Origin of the sequence: Petrimonas mucosa (genome assembly GCF_900095795.1) — a bacterium.
In the GTDB taxonomy this organism is placed as follows: domain Bacteria; phylum Bacteroidota; class Bacteroidia; order Bacteroidales; family Dysgonomonadaceae; genus Petrimonas; species Petrimonas mucosa.
Genome location: NZ_LT608328.1, coordinates 1,658,935 through 1,683,810 on the forward strand (window position 1 = coordinate 1,658,935; position 24,876 = coordinate 1,683,810).

A 24,876-nucleotide genomic window follows, 5' to 3' on the forward strand; every position below is an offset into this window, starting at 1 on the left:
TCCTGTTTATTTGTTATCAAATATACGAACTTTGATGCTCACTGCAAAAACAGTCCCATTTTTTCTCTTTATTGCCTTCCATTTTTTATCTTTGTTTATAATAAACGAAACTGCTATGTCTCAATATTGCCCGCTCTGCGGAAAGAGTAAACCGGAAAAGTGGTTGTTCTGCACCCATTGCAAGGAGAAGATCGAGAAGGAGTATGAGGTGGATGTGCCCGGGATACGGCCGGAACCGGAAGGTAAAGATGTTACCGGAACCGGCGACGTTGCGGAAAGGCCCCGCCGGCAAGGTGTTGTCGAATTGGAGCAAGAGGAGATGGCTGAAGCCCGGGTGGATGCGGTAAGCGGCAGCCGGGGCGGTAGAGGCCTGGTCTGGGGCGCTCTTTTACTGTTGGGCCTGTTGCTGGTTGCCGGCTTCTTCTATTATGGAGATCGGGTGAGAAAGGGTAACCTGGAGCGGTTTCAGTGGGAGATGGCGCTGAAGGAGAATAGTGTAAGCGGCTATCTGGCCTACATGCAGGCTTTTCCCAAGGGAAAACACTATGCCCTTGCCGAGGAGAATTTGATGCGTCTCAAGGGAGACGAGGCCGAAACCTGGAACAGGTTACAGAGCTCGGATAACAGGACCGAGTTGCAAGATTTCGTGGCCAGCTATCCGCAAAGTCCCTATATTCCGTTGGTGAAAAAGAGGCTCGATTCGTTGACCTGGGTGGCAGTACTGAATGACAATACAGCCGAGGGTTATTCCGATTATATGGTTGCATCACAGAGCGGAGAGTTGCCGGGCGACTATTTCGCGGATGCACAGAAGCGGTTTGAACTCCTTTTCCAGTCTTATCCGGTCGCACCCGGCGAGCTGGATACCATCCGGGCCAATGTGGGCCGCTTCTTTGCCGCCTTGTCCGCACTTGATGCCGCGGGGATAGTCAACTGTCTGGCACCTACCGTTTTCCGGTTTTTCAACTCCGCCGGCGGGGAGCGGGAAAAAATAGTTGGAGACCTGCTTGTCTCGGGGGCGAGAACAGAGGCTCCAACCATTCAATTTCTGCCTAATGTGGCCGCAATAGCATACGAAAAGACGGTGATCGAACATTACAAGGTAAATGTTCCCCTTCAGAAAAACTATCTGGAGGGCGGGAAGCAACGGACCATATCGGGATATATCGTTCAGCTGGAGCTGGACAGGGAGTTCCGGATACTTACCGTAACCGAGAGGAAACCGTTTCCCGATGCGGTCTGAAACCGTTAATCCCAGCTAAGGACAACCTTGCCGCACTGTCCGCTCTCCATCACGTCGAACCCTTTCTGGAATTCGTCGATATGGTAACGGTGCGTGATGACGGGAGTCAGGTCGATTCCGGAAATCAGCATCTGCTCCATCTGATACCAGGTCTCCCACATTTCGCGGCCATAGATTCCCTTCAGGGTAAGAGCCTTGAAGATGATCTCGTTCCAGTCGACCGTGGTGTTGTTGGGCAGGATACCCAGCAACGATATTTTTGACCCGTTGTACATGTTCTCTATCATTTCGCGGAATGCGGCGGGAGAACCCGACATCTCCAATCCCACGTCGAAGCCGCGCATCCCCAGTTTTTCAACTGCCTGACGGACCGATTCTCCTTTTGTAGGATTGACTGTCAGTGTGGCTCCCATCTTCTTGGCGATCTCCAACCGGTAGTCGCTCAGGTCGCTTACCACGATGTAACGGGCACCTGCAAAGCGGCAGATGGCGGTTGCCATGCTCCCGATCAGTCCGGCCCCGGTGATCAGGACATCCTCCCCGATAAGCGGGAACGACAGGGCCGTGTGCGTGGCATTGCCGAATGGATCCATGATGGATGCTATCTCGTCGGGAATCCGCGGATCGAGTTTGACAACATTCTCTGCCGGGAGCGAGAGGTATTCGGCAAAGGCTCCGTCACGGTTTACACCTACACCGACGGTGTTTTCACAAACGTGAAGTTTCCCGCGGCGGCAGTTGCGACAGTGTCCGCAGGCGATATGTCCTTCGCCGGTGACCCGGTCGCCAACCTTCAGGTTCTTCACCCCGCTACCCATATCCACAATCTCGCCCACATATTCGTGGCCGATGGTCATGGGGGTCTTGATCGTTTTCTGTGACCAGTCATCCCATTTATAGATGTGCAAATCGGTTCCGCAGATTGAGGTCTTTTTTATCTTGATGAGAACGTCGTTTACGCCGATTTCAGGAACGGATACTTCCTGCATCCAGATTCCCTTTTCGGGACGGAGTTTTACTAAAGCTTTCATAATATGTGCGGTTTATAAGTAATAATCTTGGTTTTGGCCTCATGCAATGACGCCCAGTTTTTTCCCTACCTTGATGAATGCGGCAATCGCCTTGTCGAGGTGCTCGCGCGTGTGACCGGCAGAGAGCTGTACCCGGATGCGCGCCTCGCCTTTCGGAACCACGGGATAGTAGAATCCGGTAACGTAGATGCCTTCATCGAGCAGTGCCGATGCAAACTCCTGCGACAGCTTGGCGTCGTAGAGCATCACTGCACAGATGGCCGATTGGGTAGGTTTGATATCGAAGTTGGCCTCTTTCATCTTGGCCACAAAGTAGTCGACATTCTCATGAAGCCTGTCCTGCATCTCGTTCGTTTCCTGTAAAAGTTCGAACGCCTTGATGGCTGCAGCGGCCACCAGCGGGGGAATAGAGTTGGAGAAGAGGTAGGGACGTGAACGTTGACGGAGCATCTCGATAATCTCCTTGCGCCCTGTGGTGAAACCGCCGATGGCTCCGCCGAATGCCTTGCCGAGCGTTCCGGTGATCACTTCGGCCTTGCCCATGCAGTTGTACTGTTCGGTAACGCCGCGTCCGCTCTTGCCGACTACGCCGGCCGAGTGGCTTTCATCGATCATCACCATGGCGTCGTACTTTTCGGCCAGCTCCAGGATCTTGTCGATGGGGGCTACGTTGCCGTCCATGGAGAAAACCCCGTCGGTGGCGATGATGCGGAACCGTTGAGCCTGTGCCTCCTGCAGTTTGGCTTCCAGGTCGACCATATCGGCATTGGCGTAACGATATCGTTTCGCCTTGCAGAGCCGTACCCCGTCGATGATGGAGGCGTGGTTGAGGGCGTCGGAGATGATGGCATCCTCTTCGGTGAAGAGGGGTTCGAACAGTCCACCGTTGGCGTCGAAGCAGGCAGCATAGAGGATGGTCTCTTCCGTCTTGAAGAATTTGCTGATGGTAGCTTCCAGCTCTTTGTGAAGATCTTGCGTACCGCAGATGAAGCGTACCGACGACATGCCATACCCGCGTTCATCGAGCGCCTTCTTGGCTGCTTCGATCAGCTGGCTGTTATCTGATAAGCCGAGGTAGTTGTTGGCACAGAAGTTCAATACCTCCTGACCCGATTTCACTTTGATCTCTGCCCGTTGGGGCGTCACGATAACCCGTTCGTTCTTGTAGAGCCCTGCTTCTTGTATAGCGGCGAGTTCGCGCTGCAGGTGTTGTTGCATTTTTTCGTACATAGTGTTGTTCTGTTATATGTTGCGGGAGTGTGAAAGCCGTTTTACTCGCCAATCAGCGACTGCGGTAAACTCTTTTTTGCCTTTACCCCCAAATCTTTTAATTTCTGAGTCTGTAGTACCAGGTTATCGTTTCCGGTGGAGAGTTGCTTGTAGGCATCGTTATATGCGTTTTGTGCCTGCTCCAGATTCTTCCCGATCTTTTCGAGGTTGTTGATAAAGCCTACAAACTTGTCGTAAAGTTTTGCCCCCCGTTCGGCAATCTCTATCGCATTGCGGTTTTGATATTCCCGTTTCCAGAGATCGACGATGAGCTTCAACGCTGCTATCAGGTTGGTGGGGCTGATCAGTAGGATTTTCTTATCGTATGCATATTGCCAGATGTCGGGATCCTGCTGCAGGGCCAACATGTATGCCGGCTCGTTGGGAACGAACATCATGACGAAATCGAGCGTGACAGCGTAATCCTGATAGCTCTTTCGGCTCAGTTCGTCGATATGACGGCGAACCGAACGGAGGTGTTCCTTGATATGGTTCTGCTGTTCTTCCGGCCCCTCGGCCTCTGTATACCGTACGTAGGCCGACAGTGACACCTTCGAGTCGATAATCACCTTGCGGTTGTCGGGATAGGCGATGATCACGTCGGGTTGCATCCTGTTTCCCTCCTCGTTGACGAGGTAGGTGCCGTCGCCGTCTTTCAGGAACTCCTGCACAAAATACTCCCGGTCGCGTACCAGGCCCGATTTTTCGAGGATATTCTCCAGGATCATCTGTCCCCAGTCGCCCTGCGTCTTGGAGCTTCCCTTCAGTGCGTTGGTCAGGTTCACCGCCTCCTCGCTCAGTTTCGTGTTCAGCTCCTTCAGCTTCTTTACCTCCTCTCCCAGTGAGAACCGCTCCTTGGCCTCGGTGATGTAGACCTCCTCCACCTTCTTCCGGAACGATTCGATATTCTCGCCCAACGGCTTCAGGATGAGATCGAGGTTCTCCTGGTTGATCTTGGTGAACTTGTGTGTCTTTTCATCCAGGATTTTCTCCGCGATGTTCTCAAACTCCAGGTTGAACTGCTTGCGCAGGTTCTCCATCTCGCTCTTTTGCGTCTCCAGCTTCTCCTTCAGTGCGTTGAGGTCGGCCGTCGAGGCGGCCAGCAAGCGATTGGCCTCGTTATACCGCTCGTTTGTCGATTTCAATTCCTGCTTGTAGTTGTCGATCTCCTCCAGCTGCTTCTGTATGGTCTGGTGGGCCACGTCGAGACGGGCAACGGTGCCGGTGAGCTCTCGCTCAAGATTCTGGATTTCATTTTGCAGTTGCGTCGTTTTCTCCAGATGGGTAGAGATCTCACTTCTCAAATTTGCCTCGTTCTCCTGCACTGTTCTCAGTTTCTCCTGGGCAACCACCAGTTCGGTGAGCAGAGAGGCATTCCTCTCATTCACGGTTTCCAGTTCCTTTCTTGAAACCGTTTTCGATCTGACGGAGAGGGTGGCCATTATCCAGGCAACTGTTCCGCCGACGACAAAACCTATGAGCAGACCGGTTATCTCCATTTGTTGTTACAGTTCGGGATTTCGAAGGATATGTCCCATCTTCTTTTTCTTGGTCTCCATGTAGAAATGGTTATACTTGTTGGGGGTGATTTCAATCGGCACATTCTCCACCACCTCCAGTCCATATGATTCCAGTCCGATCCGTTTGACCGGATTGTTGGTCATCAATCGCATCTTGGTGACACCCAGGTTCCGGAGTATTTGTGCTCCTACGCCGTAATCCCGTTCATCTGCCTTATATCCCAGATGGAGGTTGGCGTCGACCGTATCGAGTCCCTCCTCCTGCAGCTTGTATGCCGAGGCTTTGGCCATGAGTCCGATTCCGCGCCCTTCCTGGTTGAGGTATACCAACACACCCTTGCCCTCCTGTTCGATCATCTGCAATGCCTTATGGAGTTGCTCTCCACATTCGCAGCGCATGGAGCCGAAAATGTCGCCAGTTGCACAGGAGGAGTGTACGCGGACCAGAATCGGTTCGTCCTTCTGCCATTCTCCCTTGATAATTGCCACATGGTCCAGTCCGTTCGACTTCTGCCGGAAAGGCACCATATGGAAATCGCCATAGAGGGTGGGCAGGTGAACCTCCTCGCCCCGGTCGACGAGCGACTCCGTTTTCAGGCGGTACTTGATCAGGTCGGCCACCGATATGATCTTCAGGTTGAACTCCTCAGCCATCTTCATCAGTTCAGGCAGCCGGGCCATCTCACCATCCTCCTTTTTTATCTCGGCCAGCGCGCCGGCGGGATAGAGACCTGCCAGACGGGCCAGGTCGATTGTAGCTTCCGTGTGCCCTGCCCGGCGGATAACCCCTTTGCTCATGGCTCGCAACGGAAAAATGTGACCAGGCCGTCCGAAATCTTCGGGCTTGGTCTCACTGCGTGTCAGCGCCAGGATGGTTTGTGCCCGGTCGTAGGCTGAAATTCCTGTCGTGCAGCCGTGGGTGAGCAGATCGATGGAGACCGTGAACGGTGTGGAGTGGATGGATGTGTTGTGGGTGACCATCATCGGTAGCTCCAGCTCTTCGGCACGTTCCTTGGTAATTGGCGCACAGATGAGTCCCCGGGCATGCGTCTCCATGAAGTTCACCTTCTCCGGAGTAATGCATTCGGCAGCGATGACCAGATCCCCTTCGTTCTCGCGGTCTTCATCGTCGACCACGATTACAAAGTTTCCTTTTTTAATCTCCTCGATAGCTTCCTCTATCGTGTTTAGCTTGAATTCTTTCATTTTATCTTATTTATATAGCCATTTTTTGTTTCAGGCTATTCAGGATTTCATTATAATCGTTGTTTAACTTCAATATGGCGTTCAGATCCCTGTTGATCCGCCTCTCGAAAGGCCCGGAGATCAGCTTCACTATCACTCCAAGGGGGAAGAGATACATGCAGAGTTTCGCCGGTGTCGATCCCGCATGGAATGGCCGGACATACTTGATCAGCACTGGGTACTCTTTTGCCTTCTCAATGACCATTGGGTTGCGCGAGTTGGATAACTGGTTGAGAATGTGCTCCATCCTGTTTCTGATCGAGGCCAATCCCAGATCATAGCCGTTGTCGGTCCAGTAGCTCTTGTATCCCAGTCTGCCGTATCGTTGCAGATGAAGGGTCACCTCTTCGGTCAGTTCGCCGATCGACCGATATATCGCATCGTAATCCGGCTCCTCGATGACAACCTCCTTTATCGTGTAGTTTCTTTTCTCGCGAATGAAGAAAAGCTTTCTGAAGAAGTTCGTATAGGTATCGGTGCTCATGATTACCGAGTCGGTCATTGCCTTGTAGGTCAGGAATATCCCCAGCGGGAGCAGGATCATCGAACTGAACCACATGCCGATCCAGTGATCCCACACCCCGTCACGTGCCATCTTGTACCCGACGTTGTTGAGGATGTAGTAGATGATAAAGAGAATTACCGAGATCACGATGGGAGTTCCCAGCCCCCCCTTGCGCACGATGGAACCCAGCGGTGCCCCGATAAAGAAGAAGATGAAGCAGGCGAACGATACTGTAAACTTGGTATGCCACTCGATCCATTGCCGGTTGATGTTGCGTTGTGTGGTAGTCTTGGTCATCGATCGGAACATGTAATCGTTCCCGTTATTCTCGGCCTTCGCGTATGCACTTTGCAGGATGGATGTCCTGGTCTGAATATCTTTTGATGCGAGCAGGGTATCCAGATCGGTTTTCTCGGGAAGAGCCGCATGCTGGATGATGGAGTCGCGTTTGTTTGGCGGATAGCTGTTTCGGAAAGAGAGATAGGTGTATTGTTTCATCACCTTCCGGTCCGCAATATTCACACTGTCGATAAACTGCTCCATGGAATCGATCGAGGCCCTCAGCTGGGTAATGTTCTTCGATACATAGTTGCTCGACGAACTCTCCTGCAGGACACTCTCCTCCAGACGGTTGAAATTGTCGTCGTACGGAATGGTCATTGTCTTGGTGACAAAACTTTCGCGGGCGTAGGGAATAAACTCCTGGGAGAAGTTCATGTTCTCTGTTCCCTGGGTAAAGTTTTGAAACTGCTGCCCGTGATGCATCGTGAAGACCAACGACAGCTTGTCCTGCGACATGCGCATCTCGGCCGAATCGCAGATGATGACAGCCATATTCTGGAATCCGTTGCTGACATCGTAGATGGAGACACCGTGAAGCATTCCGGTTTTCCTGTCTTTCTTTTCCACATAGAGGTTGTAGCCTCCTATCTCCTTGTAGAAAACTCCTTCGGGAATATCGAGTTCGGGTGACTTCTGCCGGATGGAGATCAAGAGCGAGTAAAATTTGGGCTGGATCTTCGGCATGGCGTTATTCTGGAAGAAGAAGGTGCCTATGCAGATCATGACGATCAGGACAATGAGCGGGACCATAGCCTTGATAAGGGAGATCCCGGCCGATTTAATGGCCAGCAGCTCCAGGTTTTCTCCCAGGTTCCCGAACATCATCAGCGAAGCCAGCAAGATGGAAAGAGGCAGTGCCAGGGGGATCAGCTGGAGCGCAGCGTAAAGGAACATCTCGCCGAGCACGTTCAACCCCAGTCCCTTGCCCACCATATCTTCGACGTATCTCCACAGGAACTGCATCAACACCAGGAAGAGGCATATGGCAAACGTCATCAGAAACAGGGGGATATAGGTTTTTAATAGATAGCCGTAAAGTTTTTTTATGTGGAAGTTCCCTCTCATCCGTTAAAAAAGATCCCTTTTCTAAAATTTGATACAAAGATATAATAAATTCCTGTGGCGAAAACTGTTTTAAGATTTAAGAAAACAAAAAGAACAACCGGCTTCACATTCGGCTGTTCTTCCCTATTTTACCTGCACGAGACCCTTTACAACACTCCAAGCTGTCTTTTCATGTTTTCGATCTGCGTTTCCCACAAGGTTATGGCGTCGCCCTTCTCGTCCGGTTCGGCAAAGTCGGTGATCTGCAGGGCAATTTCATTAGATAATTCCAGTTTATGGAGCTGAAACTCAAAATATACATTCTCCTGCTCTTCATCCAACCAGCGGAAACGGATACTCTGGTTGGGTTTTTGACTGATGATCTCGGCCTGGTTTTGCGATTTACCCCAGACGAAGGTGTAAATGTTCTCCTCCTCGCTTATCGAAACTTCATCGGCGAACCATTCAGATAAACCGTCGATATGGCTGATCATTCTCCACAAACTAGCTTGTGTGGCACTTCCCATTAAAAACTCAATATGAAACTTCTCCTTAAGCATAACTGCTCGCAATAAATTGGGCTCAATATACAACTTTTTTTCCATACAGCGGCATATTGCGGCAGTTTTTTGTGCCTCCGAATCATCTCGTTACAGTGCGAAAAACAGACTGTTTCCGTCTCCAGAACGGTGGATCCAAGGTCATCCATTTTGCTTCTGCCGGTCGCTCCCGGGAGTTGCGGCTCCCGGGAGAGGCAGGAGATTATTCCGATTCAGTAATGACAATATCGCTCGGTATTTCAAATTTCTCTTGCGGAGGTGCCACCTCTTCCACCGATATAACTTCCGAAGAGGTGGCTATGCCCATCGTCTCACCCTCCATCTTCATCATCACGTTGCCCCACATCACATATTCCACTTCCGTTCCCTTATCGCTCCTTATGCGCATCTTGCGGCATTTATAGCCCAGAAATTCCACCTCTCCGAGATCTTCCATCTTCATCTTTCCCAGCAACTCGTCTGTCAAGCTCTCGACATCCACCCCCAGCGGATTGATTGCCCGGGTCTGCTTATAATGTTCACCGCTCTTCTTGTCCAGGTCGATTTTCCAGTGATCGTCCCCTTTGATGATCTCCAGCGTGTGGGAGGAGTAATCCTCTCCCATCACCTCCATCGGTACTGTTGTCTCGATTGCCTCCCACTCGCCCCACTTATCGAAATAGGTGACGATCTCCATCTTCATGCCCATTGCCTTGGAAGTGGAGCGTATGATTCCCTGCTCGATGGGGTATCTTCTCTTGCCAGCATCCGCTTGCAGCTCTTTTACCGATAACTTTTCTTCTTCGGTATCTTGCCCCCTCTTCTCTCCTGAGCAGCCGCCCAGAAGCAGGGCCAACAATAAAATGGATATTACCTTTTTCATGATTGTCACTCTTTTACAATTCTACTTTTCAGTGATTTATATTTCATGCTTTCTCTGGCAAGCGAGACCAGCTTCTCGACTACCATCTGCGGAACCGCAATGTCATCGCCCTCCGCCTCCAGGGTGAAGAAGATATCCTCCACCCGTCCCGTGTAGTAGCTGGAGTAACGCACCATCTCTTTTCCGTCCCATTCCGCAGTATACCTGTAGCTTCCGCCGGCACCCCACTCCCGGATCCTGATATCCGACAGCTTCCCGTCATGATTTGGATGGATCCTTTTTTTTATCTTTTCGAGCTTCATGGACAATACCATGCTCTCCATTTCTGTCCGGGCTTTAACCTCTTCGTCGCCGCTTTCCGAATTATAGATATTGAGCGAGACGGTAAAGTTGTACCCCTTGCCGTCATTTCTACCGGTCAACGTATCAAAATTGATAGAGGCAAAAAGGGGATAGAGAATGCAGCTCGCCCTGCCTACCGTGCGACACCCTTCCGGTAGAATATTCAGTAACTCCGACGGCACTTCGAATACCAAAACCGATCCATCCCCTAACTTATGCTGTTCAATCAGATTGACTGCATCTCGAACACCGCCAAGCATCTGCTGCACCATTTGGGCTTGGCTCAACTGATCCTCCAGGGTGTTCAGATCCTGATGAGGCAGCTTGGAATCGTCCGGGACAACAGCCCTGATTGTATCCAGGAGATTCGTTGCAAACGTACAGGAGAGGATCAGCTGACAGAGAGTCAATATCACAAATCTTCTCATGATGATTTTTTTTACAGTTTCACAAACTCTACCCTGCGATTCAACGCTTTGTTGGCCGGAGTATCATTAGGTGCCACGGGAGAGGTTTCACCCGCTCCATCGGTCTCCATGCGAGATGCATCGATACCGAACCGGGTTACCAGTTCATTCTTTACCGATTCTGCACGACGTTGAGAGAGTTCCAGATTTTTGGCATCATCGCCATCACTGTCGGTATGACCCACAATCTTTACCCTTACCGATTCATTCTCCTTCAGTACTTCGGCAATGTTTTTCAGGGTGCCGAACGATTCGGCTTTCACCTCGGCCTTGTTCACATCGAATGTGATGCCGTAGGTAATCAGTCTCCCTTCGGTGATCAGCTTGCTGCGGGTGTCGGGCGACGCCGTGGTGATCTTGATATTCGACACGAGAGGGGCGCTGTGGCGGTCCCATCCCGAGAAGCGGATACGGTTGAACTTCACGTCGGGATAGATATTGGTCGGCATGTCCAGTACCTTTGCATTCTGGTGATAGATACGTACCCGCCGTTTCTGTATCCAGATGATTACATGGTTCTCCTGCTCGCGGATCACCGGATTCCGGGTTGCACTGCCTGTAATCCAATCCTCCGAATCCTTGTAGCCATTCGTCTCCCACCGGTCGTGACTGGCAACGATGTGTAGTCCCGCCACACCGGGAAATAGACCATCGTTCATCTCCTTCGGTTTTCCCTCTTCATCCTGGTAGAGCGTGAACTGGATTCCATGACCAAACTCCTCATCGGGAATGATGTCGAACTCCACGATGAAATTGTCGGGAAAATCGATCTGACGGGTGTAACAGTAGCAGGCATTATCCCCGTTCAAGTGAAACCACTTTCCCGGAGCGATATTGACCGTCTTCACTTCACCACTGCCGTCTGTCGTCCACAGTGCCGGAAAATCACCAATGGCGTCCTGCGAGAAATCCTCGAAATAGAGGATCTTGTCGCCCGGGACGAAGTCGTACTGGCTGGTGCTGACCAGCTTTTGCGAGGCTGTCTGCCTTGCCTTCCCGGTCGTCTCCTCCCGGCTCGCTTCCTCCTCCATGTCAGCCTCTTCCTCTGTTACCTCTCTTCTTGTCACTGACTCCTCGGCTTTATTCAGCGTTTTTTCGGTCACCTCTTCCGCTTTCTGTTCCACACGTCGCTCTACTGTATTCTTTGCAGCCTCTTTTGCCGCGTTGCCCAGCTTGTTCAGCCAACTTTGCGCATCTGCCCCGGCAATGAACAGCAGGCAAAAACTTAAAAGGATAATGATCTTTTTCATCTTACTACGTTTAATTAAAAAATGAGTCCTGAAGTTGAAAGGATCAATGCGCCCATGACTGTGGAGAGGATGGCCGAGACCACTATCACACAGAGCAGGCTCACGATGAAATAGGTGCTCTTTTTCTCTTCCGGCGTACTCATCATGGGTACAAGGCCCAGATAAAGCAGGTATAGACCGTAAAGTCCGCACAATGCCGCAACAACCGACAGGTTGGGTAGCAGCAGGAGTATCCCGGCCACGCACATTGGCGTGTAGGAATAGGCTACCAGTGAGAATGACCTGTCGAAATTGTTCGTAGAACCAAATTTATCGGCAAGGTTAGCGATGATCCAGGCCGATAGGTAAGCTCCGCCCAATGTGGAGACGAGCGATGTTACCGCGTGCCGGATGCCCAATCCGATAAAACTCGAGTGAAGACCCATCAGGTTGAATCTGAAGAGTCCGAATCCAATGAATCCCGCAATGGCCGGGATAAGTGCCAGGGGGATCAGGTAGGAGACCAATACTTTTGAGTGTGTGTCGTTTTTCTCCGATATTACTTCCCATTCTGTTTTGGGATTCAACAAAATGTTTTTTACTTTGCTTATGATTTCCATAAAACACTGATTTTAATTTTGTTTGTTCATTGACTGTTTTTCCAGTAGATCTTTATTTCCGGTTCATCGAATACAAAATTAGGGGTTGAAAAAGGGTGAAAATAGACCCAAAAGGGAGTTTTTTAATGCTGTGGATGAATTTAACTTTGTCCTGAAATGACCATCCTGGTTTGCCGGGGCAACGCTGTGATATTAATAATTATAACGTTAAGTAAAATGGGGACTTTCATTAGGAGTAGAGGCTTGATCGTCCTGTTTCTCGGGTTGTTCATGCGATCTCTCTGCGGAACAGCCCAGAGTCTGGATAGCCTAGAGAACCTGTTGAGTGGAAACAGCCTCTCGTCGGAGGAGTACCTGACGGTATGCGATGATTTGAGTTGGGGTTATCTCGACCACGATTTCGGAAAATCAAGACAGTATGCCCTGTTGGGTATCGAGCGGGCAAAATCGGACAAGAATCCGCTCATGGAGGCAAGACTTTACCGGAATCTGGGTGTGGCCTACTACATGAACAGCCAGATGGATACGGCCCTGGCATACCTGAACCGGTCGCTCGAGAAAGCGGTCCACCTCAATGATGAGCAGCTGGAGGCTGCTGTTTACAGTGCCATCGGTAACCTGCACAATGTGTCGGGTGATTACAAAGAGGCACTGACCTATTACCTGAAGGCACTCCCCATATTCGAGAGGTACAATAACAAGGACCGGATCCGGTCGCTACTTGGAAACATTGCAACCCTTTACTTCAGCCTGATCAATCTGAACCAGGCCGAGAAGTATTATATGGAACTCGAAAAGGCGAGCGAGGAGGCCAACGATCTATACAATATAGGTCGTGCATATGAGGGATTCAGCAAGATTGCGCTGAAGCGGAATGATTTTAGGTCTTCGCTGGAATATTCGGAAAAGGCGGCCGAAATATTTCACAAGGGAGGTTACAAGTCATCGGAGGCGATTGCACTTCAAGGGATAGCCATGGTCTACTACCTCGATTTCAAGGATTATGCCAAGGCGAAGGAGTATGCGCTGAAAGCGTTGAAGTTGACACAGGAGATCGGTTACGGTGCCGATATTGTCGGTTCGTTGAATATCTTGTCGAATATCTATTTTAACGAAAAAGATTATGTAAACTGTTTGAATTCGGCACGGGAGGCGATAGCCACCGACACTACGGATGCCAACGTGACCACCAATCTTTATGCAAACATGGTTCGGGCCGGCATATTTCTGAACAATCACCAGGAGACGCTGGAGTATTTCGACAAGTACCGCAGGCTCATCGATATCCGCTCTTCGACAGAGTTCGAACGGGCGATGGCTGAATTGGAGAAAAAGTATCAAACCGAAAAGAAGGAGCTCCGCATACGGAACCTGGAGAAGGAGAAGCGGCTCCATTTTATTATCTATCTGGTGAGTACTTTTGGTCTTTTTCTCTTCCTGCTGGTACTCTATTTGCGTACCAAGACGATAAAGGCCAACGAGGAGTTGAACCGGCAGAAGATTATTCAACTGGAACAGGAGAAGCAGCTCATTGCGGCCCAGGCTGTGATGAGTGGTGAGACTGCCGAGCGCACACGACTTGCCCGTGACCTTCACGATGGCCTGGGTGGAATGCTCTCGGCTGTGAAATTAAACCTATTTGATATGAAACAGAATGTAATCATTGAAGAGGAGGATGTGGCACGGTTCAATAAGGTGATGGAGATGTTGGACGCTTCGATCAGGGAACTTCGGCGTGTGGCACACAACATGATGCCCGAAACACTTTCCCGTTACGGTTTGAAGAGTGCCCTGAACGATTTCTGCAATAACTTCAGAAATGTGAAGTTCCATTACTTTGGAACAGAGCAACGGCTTGAAAAGAAGATAGAGACGGTGATTTACCGTGCTGCGACGGAGTTGATAAACAACGCATTGAAACATTCCGGTGCTGAAACTGTCAATGTCCAGTTGGTGTGCGGACCCGACCTGATTTCGCTCAACGTCCAGGACGACGGCAAGGGATTTGATACTGCTGCCGAAACATCCGGGGCGGGGCTGGACAATATCCGTACTCGTGTGGCCGCAGTAAACGGCTCCATGAATATCCACTCTGCACCGGGTGAAGGAACCGAAGTGGATGTGGAAATAAAGATCTTGTAAGATGATAACCGTTCATATCGTTGATGACCACAAGATCCTGGTGGAAGGATTGAAAAAACTGATCGACAGTTCCGGCTTTGCCACTACTGTTGATCTGAGTTATACCGGAGCTGAATGCCTCTGGAAACTGGGATTTAACCAGCCTCAGGTGCTCCTGCTCGATATCAATCTGCCCGATTGTAGTGGCATTGAACTCTGCAAAACGATAAAAAACAGATTCCCGGGGGTGAAGATAGTGGCACTTACCAGTTATTCCGAATACACCATTGTGAGGCAGATGCTTGAAAACGGAGCTTCGGGCTATGTCATTAAAAATGCCATGCCCGAAGAGATCCTGTTGGGTATCCAGACCGTTGCAGACGACAAGACCTTCTTGTGCGAGGAGATCGACTGCCTGATGAGCAAAAGATCCCTTGAGCAGATCTGGCTGACCCCGCGTGAGAGAGCACTACTGAGACTTATCGTGGATGGATATACCAATCCCGAGATTGCGGAAAAGATGTTTCTCTCCGTGGAAACCATCAACAATTACCGCAAGAAGCTCCTGTGCAAGCTCAACGCCCGCAATACGGCGGTTCTGGTACGTGTAGCGCTGGAGCGGAAACTGGTGTGACTGTCCCGTTACCCTTCGATGTTGTTGCGTAATGGCTTGTATTCTACAAATGCCTCAATCGCTTCGTATGAAGCCAGTCCCAGTTTGTCGTACATGTTGGCCGTGGCCCGGTTGCGCTCTTCGGAACGTTGCCAGAATAACCGCTCATCATCACCGAGGAAAGGTGCGCTCTCCATTTGTGACTGGTGACGCAGGATGGCGTTTCTCTTTTGACGAAGCTCTTCGGGAGAGATCGGTACAGCCATTTCGATGTGGTCGATTTCCCATTCCATCCAGGCACCACGGTACATCCAGATACGGCAATCCTTGAACCAGTCGTCATCTTTCATCAGGTCTATTGCGGCCAGGATGGCATCGAGACACACTTTGTGGGTCCCGTGCGGATCGGCGAGGTCGCCAGCAACGTATATCTGGTGGGGTTTGATGCTTTCAATGAAGTTCTTGACAATCACCACATCCTTCTCCGAGATGGGATCTTTCTTCACCTTTCCGGTTTCGTAGAACGGCAGGTCGAGGAAGTGGACATGGCTGTGAGGCAGCCCCACATATCTGTCGGCCGAACGGGCCTCTTCCCTGCGGATCCGTCCCTTCAGGAATCGAACTTCAGGAATATCCACATCGTCCGAACCCTTTTCATGGAAAAGGTGATGCAGTATGCTGGATAATTTATCCAGGGCGGCCTTGTTGTCAGGGTCGTACTCCCTGATGAGGTGTTTGAATACCGACAGGTAACGGATCACCTCCTCGTCGCCCACGGCAATATTACCTGAAGTCTGATAGGCTACATGCACATCGTGTCCCTGGTTCACCAGGCGTTGGAAGGTGCCACCCATGGAGATCACGTCGTCGTCGGGGTGGGGGCTGAAGATGATTACACGCTTGGGATAGGGTTTTGCCCTTTCGGGACGGTTGGAGTCGTCGGCATTTGGTTTCCCGCCTGGCCATCCGGTGATGGTGTGCTGTAGGTCGTTGAAAATCTTGATATTGACATTATATGCTGAACCGTAAAGGGTAATGAGCTCGCTCAGTCCGTAATCGTTGTAGTCCTTGTTGGTCAGTTTCAGTATAGGCTTGTTCACAATGCCGCACAACCAGACGATTGCCCTGCGGATAAGCTTGCTGGTCCATTCACAGTTGGTGACGAGCCAGGGTTGGCTGATGCGCGTCAGGTTGCTTGCGGCTGCCAGGTCGATATAGACATCTGCATCGGGATGTGTCTGCAGTACCGATGCGGGAGCCGATTCAGTGACGCTTCCTTCTACCATCTGCTTGATGCTTTCGGCCTTCTGTTCGCCCCATGCAATTAGTGTGATCCGTTTTGCACGCATCATGTCGGCTATACCCATGGTGATGGCACTGACAGGCACCTTGTCCAGCGATTCATAGCTGGATGCAATATCGCGGCGTGAATCTCCGTCGAGCACCACAAGGCGCGTCTGTGAGTGAAGGTTGCTCCCCGGCATGTTAAAGCCGATATTTCCCTTGCTGCCCAGTCCCAGCAGCAGGTAGTCCAACCCTCCCAATTGATGCAGCGCCTCTTCATACTCCTCACATTTTTCAGCGATAAGATCCTTCTCGATATCGGCATCAATCGAGTAGATGTTGTCGGGATCAATATCGATGTGATTCAGGAAGCTATCCTTGATGAACTGCAGATTGGTCAGGGCGGGTTCGGTAACCGGATAGAACTCGTAGATATTGAATACGACCAGATTACTGAAACTGACACCCTCCTCCTTGTGCATCCTGATCAGTTCCTCATACACCTGGATGGGAGAAGATCCACCCGATACGCCAAGGATAAACTTCTTACCCTCTTTCTGATGTTTTAGCATCAGCTTCGCAATATTGGCTGCAATTTTTCTTGCTGCACGATCCGACTTTTCATAGATGTGAACCGGAATCTTTTCGAAGCGGCTGAGCGTATATTCTTCAAAATCGTTTTCAGGCCTGTAATACCTTTGAGGTATTCGATCAAGTGTGATGTAAGAGCTTAAATCTAATCGCATGACATGATTTTTAAAAAAATGTTTCTCGTACAAAAATAGCCATATTTGAGTTATTATTGAAAAATATTTAATAAATATTGATCAATAAATAATAAAATAAATTTATCAACTGCCCAGTTCTCTCTTCCTGTCCAAATATTTGACCACGTTGGAGTAGATCAGCAGGGCGATTGCCGATACAGCTCCGATTCCCACGAAAACATACCAGATGTAGTGTGCATGAGCAGTTGCCGCAGTATAGGCAGCCTGGTCGAGTAGACCCTCTGAGTCGGTAAATAGGCGCGGGTCGGGACAATATTTTTCCAGCAGGAAACCTGAAATTCCGAAGGCAAACAGGTATGAGAAGAAGGAATGGAGATGGCTGAAGCCCAGATAGAGCCCCTCCTCCCCTTTAGGTGCCTGCAGCGAGAAGTACTCCAGATAACGGGGCGAGATGAAACATTCGGCCAGTGCCTGCATGGCGATTCCAATAATCATCATGAATGCCACGGGATGCAAATTGAGGATGTACGCTTCACCGATGTGATTGCCGAACGACATGACCAAGGCCGAGATCGGGATGATGAACATCCCGATCATCATGGAGGTGATGGCACTCCTCTTCTTCATCAGCGAAGTGATAAAGTTGACACAGATAAATACCACCAGCGGATTCACATTGGCGTACCACCCTGGCGTGGCGCCATCACCCACCAGTCGGATGACATATTTAGGCATGGTGGAGTACATCTGGCTCTGGATCATCCAGAAGCCGCTGATGATCAGCAACAGGATCATCAGTCTCCCGTTTGTGAGCACTTTTCCCAACGAAAGCAACAGCTCCTGCATCCTTTTCCCCTGCCCTTCGGTGTGGGCCGATCTGTAGAAGAAGAAAACGGCGATCAGGGCCAGGAAAGTCATGGTGGCGGAAAAGAAGTTGAGGTAGACCAGACCTTCATCTCCCATGCTTTTACGTAGCGGGTCGACAACAGTTTTACCGAGGAACGCTCCGATATTCACCATCATGTAGAATATGGCATATCCGCGGGCACGGGTCTCGGTGGTGGTTTCGCGGGCTACGGTTCCAGATATCACCGCTTTTATGAAGGCTCCGCCAATCACTATAAAGACAAGAATCGGGATTATCGACCATTGGTAAATGCTGCCGATCAATCCAGTATAAGTAGTGGTCATGCTGTAATTCACCAGACCTGCACTCTGCAGGATCGTGGGGATCAGGCCCAGTCCTCCGTACCCGATAGTTAGCAGGGCGAAAGCCAGGATGATGGAGTTGCGGAATCCCATCTTGTCGGCAATGGCACCGGTAAAGGTAGGAAGCAGATAGAGGAGGGCTGAATAGATACCGGAAATGATACCGGCCTGCACGTCGGTGAAACCCCAGACATTGGAGAGGTAGAGGGTGATTACAATAAATACTGCGTAGAAAGCCAGACGTTCGAGGAGTTCTACGAAGTTGGCTACCCAGAAAGGCTTTGAAAATTTTATCATGATGCTTTTGTTTTCCGATTATTTATGCTCAAAAGTAATTTTTTTGCGCAAAGATATTACAATTTTAATCCAAATCAACTACCGTGATGCCCGCGCCGCCAAATTGGACATGCTCATCCTGGAAGTGGGAGACACCCTGCACGGTTTTCAAGTAGTCCCGGATGATTTGCCGCAATGCACCGGTACCTGTACCGTGAAGGATGCGCACCCGTGAAACATTCAACTGGATAGCATCGTCGATAAAGTACATTACAGCCTGCAATGCTTCGTCACCGCGCATGCCGCGCACGTCGATATCCTGCCGGAATGAGAGTTTGCGTTCGTGCAGCAGGTCGCGGGTGTTGGACGACTTTTGCTCCCTGGCCTGCTGACTCCCTTTTGCTCTCTCCAGTTTTTCCAGGTCGACCGTCGACTTTATCACTCCGAAAGCTACCGTGGCCCTTTTCCCCTGTATCTCCAGGACCTCCCCGGCGACTGTCTGTCCCTTCATCCGGACAGTATCGCCTACTGCAATCGCCCTCTTTGGAGTGGCCGGCTGGTGTGGGGTGACTGGCTTTTGTCTGCTCTTCTTTTGCAACGGTTTCAGGTCATGATGCGCTTCGGAGAGATCGGTTATGCTCTCCTTGAATTCGGTGAGCGACTTGCGGACCAGCTTGGTTCTCTCCTTGTCGGCCTGAGCCTCCCTGATCTGGCGGATGGTGCTTTCAATCTTTGCATTGCTTTCCGCTATCAACTGTTCGGCTTGCAATTTCGCCTGGGCCAATATCTCCTTCCTTTTCCGGTCGATCTCCTCCAGTTCCGATTGATACTTTTCCGAGATCTCGTTAAGCCGGTTGCGCTCGCGCCTCACCTCCTCACGTTTACGCTCCCAGTATCGCCGGTCGCGTGAAATATCCTGCAGGTATTTGTCCATGTTGATATAGTCGCTACCCACAATTTCTGAAGCTTGGGCAATCACGTCGTCGGGCAGTCCGATCTTCCGGGCAATCTCAACGGCAAAGGAGCTCCCCGGGTTTCCGATGGAGAGCTGGAACAGGGGTTGCATTTCGTGCCGGTCGTACAGCATGGCGCCGTTGATGACCCCCTCGTTCTCGTTGGCAAAATGTTTCAGGTTCTGGTAGTGGGTGGTGATGACACCAAAGGCGTTCTTCCGGTTGAACCTGTCGAGCAACGATTCGGCAAGGGCGGCACCGATCTGCGGCTCGGTGCCGCTGCCAAACTCGTCGATAAGCAGCAAGGAGCGGTGAGTGCAGTTCTTCAGAAAGAACTTCATGTTCTGAAGATGAGAGCTGTAGGTGGAGAGGTCGTTTTCGATCGACTGCTCATCGCCGATATCGATAAAGATGTCGTTGAAGAGTCCCATCCGGGAGTTTTCACGTAAGGGAACCAGCAAACCACATTGAACCATGTATTGCAGGAGGCCGACGGTTTTCAGGCAGACCGATTTTCCCCCGGCATTGGGTCCCGATATCACCAGGATCCGGTTGTTCCCCTCCAGGGTTATGTCCAGCGGAACCACCTTGCGGTTCTGTTTTTGCAGTGCCAGAAACAGCAGCGGATGAACCGCCTCAACCCAATCGATAACGAGTCTATCCTCGAAATTGGGTTTCAATCCATTTATCTGGAGGGCAAACCTGGCTTTGGCACGGATGAAATCGATCTGGGCCAGGAAATCGTAGGAGCGTAGCAGATCGGGTAGAAGTGGCCGGATGTATTCGGTAAACTCGGTAAGGATCCGGATGATTTCGCGGCGCTCTTCACTTTCCAGCTCCCGAATACGGTTGTTGGCTTCAACCACCTCCGAGGGTTCAATATAGACGGTTCTTCCCGATGCCGACTCGTCGTGGACGATCCCCCTGATCTTTCTCTTGAAAGCGGGATTGACAGGAATAACCAACCTGCCGTCACGCATGCTGGGAGTGATGTCCTTGTCCACAAAACCTTCGGCTTGAGCCTTGCGCAATATCGAATTGAGGCTTCGCGAGATACCGTTCAGCGTTGAGGTGATCTCCCGGCGGATGGTACTCAGTTGTGGGGAAGCATGATCCCTGATCTGGCCGAACTCATCGATGATCCGTTCGGCCCTCCGGTTTATCTCGGGCGAAACGAACACATCCTTTGCCAGCGATGTCAGGTGAGGATAACGCTTTGTCTCCTCCTCTCCACGCTTGAAGAAAGTTACGATGGAAGAGATCGTCTGGAGTGATTTGTGGAGTTCCGACAATGCGTTCTGGTCCATCCACGATCCTGCAACGCGTATGCGGTGGAGAACGGGACGTACATCATAAAAGTTGTCGGCGGGAAAGTTCTCCTCTTCCTGCAGGATATGTACAAACTCATCGGTTTGTGACAGCTGGAGATCGATCTCTTCGAAAGAGGAGGAGAATTGCATCTTCTCTACCTTCTCTCTTCCCAGTGGACTGAGACAGTGGTTTGCCACCAACTGCCTTATTTTGAAAAACTCTATTTTTTGTTCGAAATTATCGGGATAAATCACTGTTTGCCTTGAAATTGGTTTTGCGATTTCAGATTTGGTGCAAAATTACGCTTTTTAGCCGATATCTCTACTATCCTGTCGGGGAGAAATCAGATTTTTGCCGCTCTGCCGGAATTTGTTATGGAGATTGAAGAGAATAAAAGAGATTTTTTTACGGTTTTATCGTTTTGGGGTTGCAAAATTAAAATATTTGAGCTACTTTTGCACCTCGAAATCGGGACTCAATTCCCCTTTGACATGTTGGCGAGATAGCTCAGTTGGTTAGAGCGCATGATTCATAATCATGAGGTCCCGGGATCATGCCCCGGTCTCGCTACCCTGAAAATAAGGCACTTACAAACAAAATTGTAGGTGCCTTTTCTATTATGGGTAAACATAACACTTTTGCCAGGACCCCACGTGGGTGGATATCGGGCTTACTCCCTTGAAGCAAGATAAATAATCCAACTTTCTCAACCATCCGTCATGGCGAGATACAAAACAAAGAGCTTTCCCAGGTCCCGGATTGCAACGATTGATATTTGCGAGATCGGCAAAAGAAAACATCATGTGACCGGTCTGATTGAGCTTGATGTTTCGGGTTGAGTTCGATAGTGAAGAAGCCGGTTGTCATAGACGATAAGATAGAGGCCCGGGAGATCTTGAACATGTCGCTCCTTTTGGATCACGACGTGATTGACGGTGCTCCTATGGCCAGGTTCCTGAGCGAGCTCACAAGGAACATTGAGAGTGGTTTGAATCTGTAAAGAATGAGCCGTTCGGCTATGCCGTTCCAACTTTCATCAACCCTCTCCATTTGAAATATCCGAAAATGGAGATAATGGAGTAGACGGCAAAGAGCCCTCCCGTGTAATCGAGCTCCTTCCAGAAGTAAAGCCCGCAGGAGACAATGTTGACCAGAAACCATAACCACCACTGCTCGATATATTTATAGGCCAGCATCCACATGGCGATTATGCTTAAGGCTGTAGTAAATGAGTCTCCGTAGGGGACCGGGCTGTCTGTATAATTGACCAGGATAAAGGCGATCAGTGCAAAGATTGCTGTTCCAGCCAGGGTCAGGGGCAAGGCCAACCGGAGGGGAGTATGGGTAATCTTTCTCTCCCCCCCCTGTTTTTTCCGTGTTGTCCAGACCATCCATCCCCAGATGCTTGCAAAAAAGTAGTAGATGTTTATACACATGTCGGCGTAAAACTTGGCCTGGTAGAATATGACAATATAGACTACCGGCATAATGACGCCGAATAGCCAGAGCCAGCGGTTGGCCTTGTATTCGAGATAGAGATAGATGAGTCCGATTACGGCTCCAAAGAGTTCCAGGGCTTCCATTTTAAAAATTGATCGTTAGCCGTGCCATATAATTCCGGGTAGCCTGTGGATAATAGCCGATCCAGTGATGGAGGCTCCCATCCTGAAACGCATCGGTGGCTGCCCATCCGTTGGCAATATACTCCTTGTTGAAGAGGTTGTTGACGAACAGCTGCAGGGTAATCTTGCCGACAGCCGTTTTACCAAATGTGTATCCGGCCGATAGATTACTAACAAAGTAGCCGTCGATGGCCTTTGACTCGTCCGACGTATTGTCGAGGTACTGTTTGCCTGTATATCTTCCTAGCAGGTTGATATACAACGCCGGCAAGGGTTGATAGGTGACACTGCCCATTCCAGTCACGTCGGGCGAGAACGAAATGGTGGTGCTTTTTATCGACCGGGTGGTCTGTCCCACCCATTCATAGTTCTCAGCTGTATCGTACAGGTCGTAATAGGCGGTATAGTTGCTGATCCTGTTCCGGCTCAGGGTGATGTTTGCATCTACGCGAACCTTCTCGCCGGCCAACGGCACCGAAGTCTCCAGTTCCACACCTGTTCGGTAACTCTCCTTTACATTTTCCATCAGCTTGTAGCCCACATCGTTGAGTCGCCCGGTCTGTACCATCTGATTGTTGTAATCCATGTAGTAGAGGTTTGCTCCCAGGCTGGCTCCATTGTCGCTGGAGAACCGGTAGCCGATCTCATAATCTACCATGCGCTCCGGCTTGATGGGGTTTATGGCTCCCCCTTTTATGCCATCCTTCAGGTCGGCCCGGAGCGGTTCCCGTTGCCCCACCGCCACTGATGCGTAGAGCGTGTTCTGTTTGTCGGCCCGGTAGGAGATCCCCGCCTTGGGATTTAAAAAGGAGTAGTTAAATTGGCCGTTGAGCTCTTCCAGGTCGTCATCTATTCCGTTCAGGTCGTAATCGATATGCCTGTACTGGAGGTCGCCGAAAGCCGTGATTCTTTCGCTGAGCCAGTACTCAACTTTCGTAAACAGGTTGAATTCACTTTTTTGGCCAACATTCCGGTACCATTCGTAATTGTCGGGGATATTCTGGTTGAATTTTATCCAGGGCAGCTTGCCGTAGTGATCGCCATCGTAGTAGCTATACATCCCTCCCAGGGTCCAGGTAAGCCTGTTGGCGGTGTAGGTGAGGGCCATGTTGCCCACGTAAAAATCGTTGCGCATCAGTTTCTGACGGATCATCGGTGAACGTGAGTAGGTTATTCCGTTTACCGTCTGATCGGGCAGCCCGTAACTGGAGAACTTGTCGCCCCGCTTGAAGCCGCCATATGGATCTGAACGGTAATTTTCATAATAGCCAAACCCGTTGTTGTAACTCAGGTTGGCATTCAGCGACAGATGGTTGCTGATATTTCGTGAAAATAGCAGCTGCAGGATATGCGAGAAATAGTTGTCGGTTTCATTGTCGTAATAGTGGACATTATCCGCCTCGTCGAGATACTTGCCTGCCGGGTTGTATCTTCTTCCCTCCTTTTCGAGATCTTCGGGCGAGATACCTTCCCAGGTGATGCCGGTTCTTTGCCGCCCGTTGATATAGCCCAGCCTGATCAGCTGATTGTGGCTGTAGTGGGAGAGTGCCACATAGAGGTTGTTGTGGTCGACAAAGCCGTTGCGGATATATCCTTTGCCCGTGTTTCGCGAATAGCGGGCATCAATCGAAAGTCCGTTTTTCATCATACCGCTTCCGGCAGCAATGGTAGAGGAGAAGGTCTGGTAACTTCCCACTGCCGTGGATGCCTCACCGTACGGTTCTGGCTGGGCTCCCATGCTTTTTAGTGAGATGCTTGCCCCGAATGCGGCAGCACCGTTGGTTGAGGTTCCAACGCCCCGTTGCACCTGGATGCTCTGGAGGGAGGATGCCAGATCGGGCAGGTTCACCCAGTAGACCTCCTGGCTTTCGGGATTGTTCAAAGGCATTCCGTTTAGCGTGACGTTGATTCGGGTAGCATCAGTTCCCCGTATGCGCATGGAGCTATTGCCGACACCCAGTCCATCCTCGCTGAAAAAGACCAGCGATGGAATACTCTGCAGGATAGCCGGTATGTTTCGTGCGGCATTCTCTTTCCGGATTTCTGAACGGGAGATGTTGCTGTAGGCCATTGGTGTCGCTTTCCCCGCCCTGGTGGAGGAGACGACCACCTCCTCAAGATGAATGATCTTCAGACTGTCGGTCGGTTCGTTTGCATCGGCAAACAATGAAAGGTTCAGGGCCAGCAGCCCTGCAAGTAAAACTGCCTTTTTCATTTACAATAAAGTTCTTATGACGCTGAAACAGCCGTAAACTGTTTTACACGTCGGTTCAGTAAATTAAAAAAGGGGATTTTGAAAGACTTACCTAAAACAAAATCACGAAGCAACAATTACTGTTCGACTGCACGTATGGCGAATGCCGTGCTACTAGCCGCTGAATCTGACTGTATGTTGTTGTGATCTTTTTACTTCCCTACGCCGGCATTACCCGGATCAGGTATTTGGGTATGATCTCAGCCCGTTGTTATGTGGCACCCCT

At 50.4% G+C, this 24,876-nt stretch carries 19 protein-coding genes and 1 tRNA gene; 5 read left to right on the forward strand and 15 right to left on the reverse strand.

Translation table 11 applies throughout. The features are described from left to right. Window positions 1-115: 115 nt before the first annotated feature. Entirely contained in the window at window positions 116-1,243 is a 1,128-nt protein-coding gene (locus tag ING2E5A_RS06630) for a hypothetical protein (protein ID WP_071136739.1), read from the forward strand. A 5-nt stretch (window positions 1,244-1,248) separates the two neighbouring features. Here the strand turns inward: ING2E5A_RS06630 and tdh are convergent, their stop codons facing one another. From tdh to ING2E5A_RS06680, 10 genes are all read right to left on the reverse strand, one after another. Continuing rightward, the gene (gene tdh, locus ING2E5A_RS06635; protein ID WP_071136740.1) at window positions 1,249-2,274 is read right to left on the reverse strand and encodes an L-threonine 3-dehydrogenase; all 1,026 of its coding nucleotides are present in this window, start codon (window positions 2,272-2,274) and stop codon (window positions 1,249-1,251) included. Window positions 2,275-2,313: 39 nt separating this feature from the next. Next, a complete protein-coding gene (gene kbl, locus ING2E5A_RS06640; RefSeq protein ID WP_071136741.1) occupies window positions 2,314-3,504 on the reverse strand; it encodes a glycine C-acetyltransferase in 1,191 nt (396 codons plus the stop codon). A 41-nt stretch (window positions 3,505-3,545) separates the two neighbouring features. Continuing rightward, window positions 3,546-5,042, reverse strand: coding sequence for a DNA recombination protein RmuC (gene rmuC / locus ING2E5A_RS06645; RefSeq protein WP_071136742.1), 1,497 nt, complete (start codon window positions 5,040-5,042; stop codon window positions 3,546-3,548). A 6-nt stretch (window positions 5,043-5,048) separates the two neighbouring features. Further along, on the reverse strand, window positions 5,049-6,269 hold the full coding sequence (locus ING2E5A_RS06650; RefSeq protein ID WP_071136743.1) for a bifunctional 3,4-dihydroxy-2-butanone-4-phosphate synthase/GTP cyclohydrolase II: 1,221 nt from the start codon (window positions 6,267-6,269) through the stop codon (window positions 5,049-5,051). Between the two features lie 10 nt (window positions 6,270-6,279). Then, the gene (locus tag ING2E5A_RS06655) at window positions 6,280-8,220 is read right to left on the reverse strand and encodes an LptF/LptG family permease (RefSeq protein ID WP_071136744.1); all 1,941 of its coding nucleotides are present in this window, start codon (window positions 8,218-8,220) and stop codon (window positions 6,280-6,282) included. A gap of 146 nt (window positions 8,221-8,366) precedes the next feature. Beyond that, window positions 8,367-8,804 carry an START-like domain-containing protein gene (locus ING2E5A_RS06660; protein WP_231960456.1) on the reverse strand — a complete coding sequence of 146 codons (438 nt, stop codon included), beginning with the start codon at window positions 8,802-8,804 and terminating at the stop codon, window positions 8,367-8,369. Between the two features lie 157 nt (window positions 8,805-8,961). After that, window positions 8,962-9,621 (reverse strand): hypothetical protein, encoded by a 660-nt coding sequence (locus ING2E5A_RS06665; RefSeq protein WP_071136746.1) that lies wholly within the window; start codon window positions 9,619-9,621, stop codon window positions 8,962-8,964. A gap of 5 nt (window positions 9,622-9,626) precedes the next feature. Further along, complete coding sequence (locus ING2E5A_RS06670; RefSeq protein WP_071136747.1) at window positions 9,627-10,391, reverse strand: hypothetical protein; 765 nt, start codon at window positions 10,389-10,391, stop codon at window positions 9,627-9,629. Window positions 10,392-10,402: 11 nt separating this feature from the next. Then, complete coding sequence (locus tag ING2E5A_RS15685) at window positions 10,403-11,680, reverse strand: OmpA family protein (RefSeq protein WP_071136748.1); 1,278 nt, start codon at window positions 11,678-11,680, stop codon at window positions 10,403-10,405. 14 nt (window positions 11,681-11,694) lie between these two features. Next, the gene (locus ING2E5A_RS06680) at window positions 11,695-12,279 is read right to left on the reverse strand and encodes a Yip1 family protein (protein ID WP_071136749.1); all 585 of its coding nucleotides are present in this window, start codon (window positions 12,277-12,279) and stop codon (window positions 11,695-11,697) included. 216 nt (window positions 12,280-12,495) lie between these two features. Here ING2E5A_RS06680 and ING2E5A_RS06685 point away from each other — a divergent pair, with 216 nt between their 5' ends. Continuing rightward, entirely contained in the window at window positions 12,496-14,421 is a 1,926-nt protein-coding gene (locus ING2E5A_RS06685) for a tetratricopeptide repeat-containing sensor histidine kinase (RefSeq protein ID WP_161941960.1), read from the forward strand. A 1-nt stretch (window position 14,422) separates the two neighbouring features. Continuing rightward, window positions 14,423-15,034: a response regulator gene (locus tag ING2E5A_RS06690; RefSeq protein ID WP_045089132.1), complete on the forward strand. Its 612-nt coding sequence runs from the start codon at window positions 14,423-14,425 to the stop codon at window positions 15,032-15,034. A gap of 8 nt (window positions 15,035-15,042) precedes the next feature. Here ING2E5A_RS06690 and ING2E5A_RS06695 read toward each other — a convergent pair whose 3' ends face one another. The 3 genes from ING2E5A_RS06695 to ING2E5A_RS06705 all read right to left on the reverse strand — a co-directional run bounded on the left by ING2E5A_RS06695 (window position 15,043) and on the right by ING2E5A_RS06705 (window position 21,028). Further along, entirely contained in the window at window positions 15,043-17,043 is a 2,001-nt protein-coding gene (locus ING2E5A_RS06695; protein ID WP_071136751.1) for a glucosamine-6-phosphate deaminase, read from the reverse strand. A 105-nt stretch (window positions 17,044-17,148) separates the two neighbouring features. Next, window positions 17,149-18,531 (reverse strand): MFS transporter, encoded by a 1,383-nt coding sequence (locus tag ING2E5A_RS06700; RefSeq protein WP_071136752.1) that lies wholly within the window; start codon window positions 18,529-18,531, stop codon window positions 17,149-17,151. 64 nt (window positions 18,532-18,595) lie between these two features. After that, a complete protein-coding gene (locus tag ING2E5A_RS06705) occupies window positions 18,596-21,028 on the reverse strand; it encodes an endonuclease MutS2 (RefSeq protein ID WP_071136753.1) in 2,433 nt (810 codons plus the stop codon). A 242-nt stretch (window positions 21,029-21,270) separates the two neighbouring features. Here ING2E5A_RS06705 and ING2E5A_RS06710 point away from each other — a divergent pair. Both ING2E5A_RS06710 and ING2E5A_RS15000 read left to right on the forward strand, forming a co-directional pair. Beyond that, window positions 21,271-21,344 (forward strand) — tRNA-Met (locus tag ING2E5A_RS06710). A gap of 265 nt (window positions 21,345-21,609) precedes the next feature. Further along, the gene (locus tag ING2E5A_RS15000; protein ID WP_083373229.1) at window positions 21,610-21,774 is read left to right on the forward strand and encodes a 2-oxo acid dehydrogenase subunit E2; all 165 of its coding nucleotides are present in this window, start codon (window positions 21,610-21,612) and stop codon (window positions 21,772-21,774) included. 16 nt (window positions 21,775-21,790) lie between these two features. Here the strand turns inward: ING2E5A_RS15000 and pnuC are convergent, their stop codons facing one another. Further along, on the reverse strand, window positions 21,791-22,357 hold the full coding sequence (gene pnuC / locus ING2E5A_RS06715) for a nicotinamide riboside transporter PnuC (protein WP_071136754.1): 567 nt from the start codon (window positions 22,355-22,357) through the stop codon (window positions 21,791-21,793). A 1-nt stretch (window position 22,358) separates the two neighbouring features. Beyond that, entirely contained in the window at window positions 22,359-24,611 is a 2,253-nt protein-coding gene (locus ING2E5A_RS06720; protein WP_071136755.1) for a TonB-dependent receptor, read from the reverse strand. Between the last annotated feature and the right edge of the window lie 265 nt (window positions 24,612-24,876).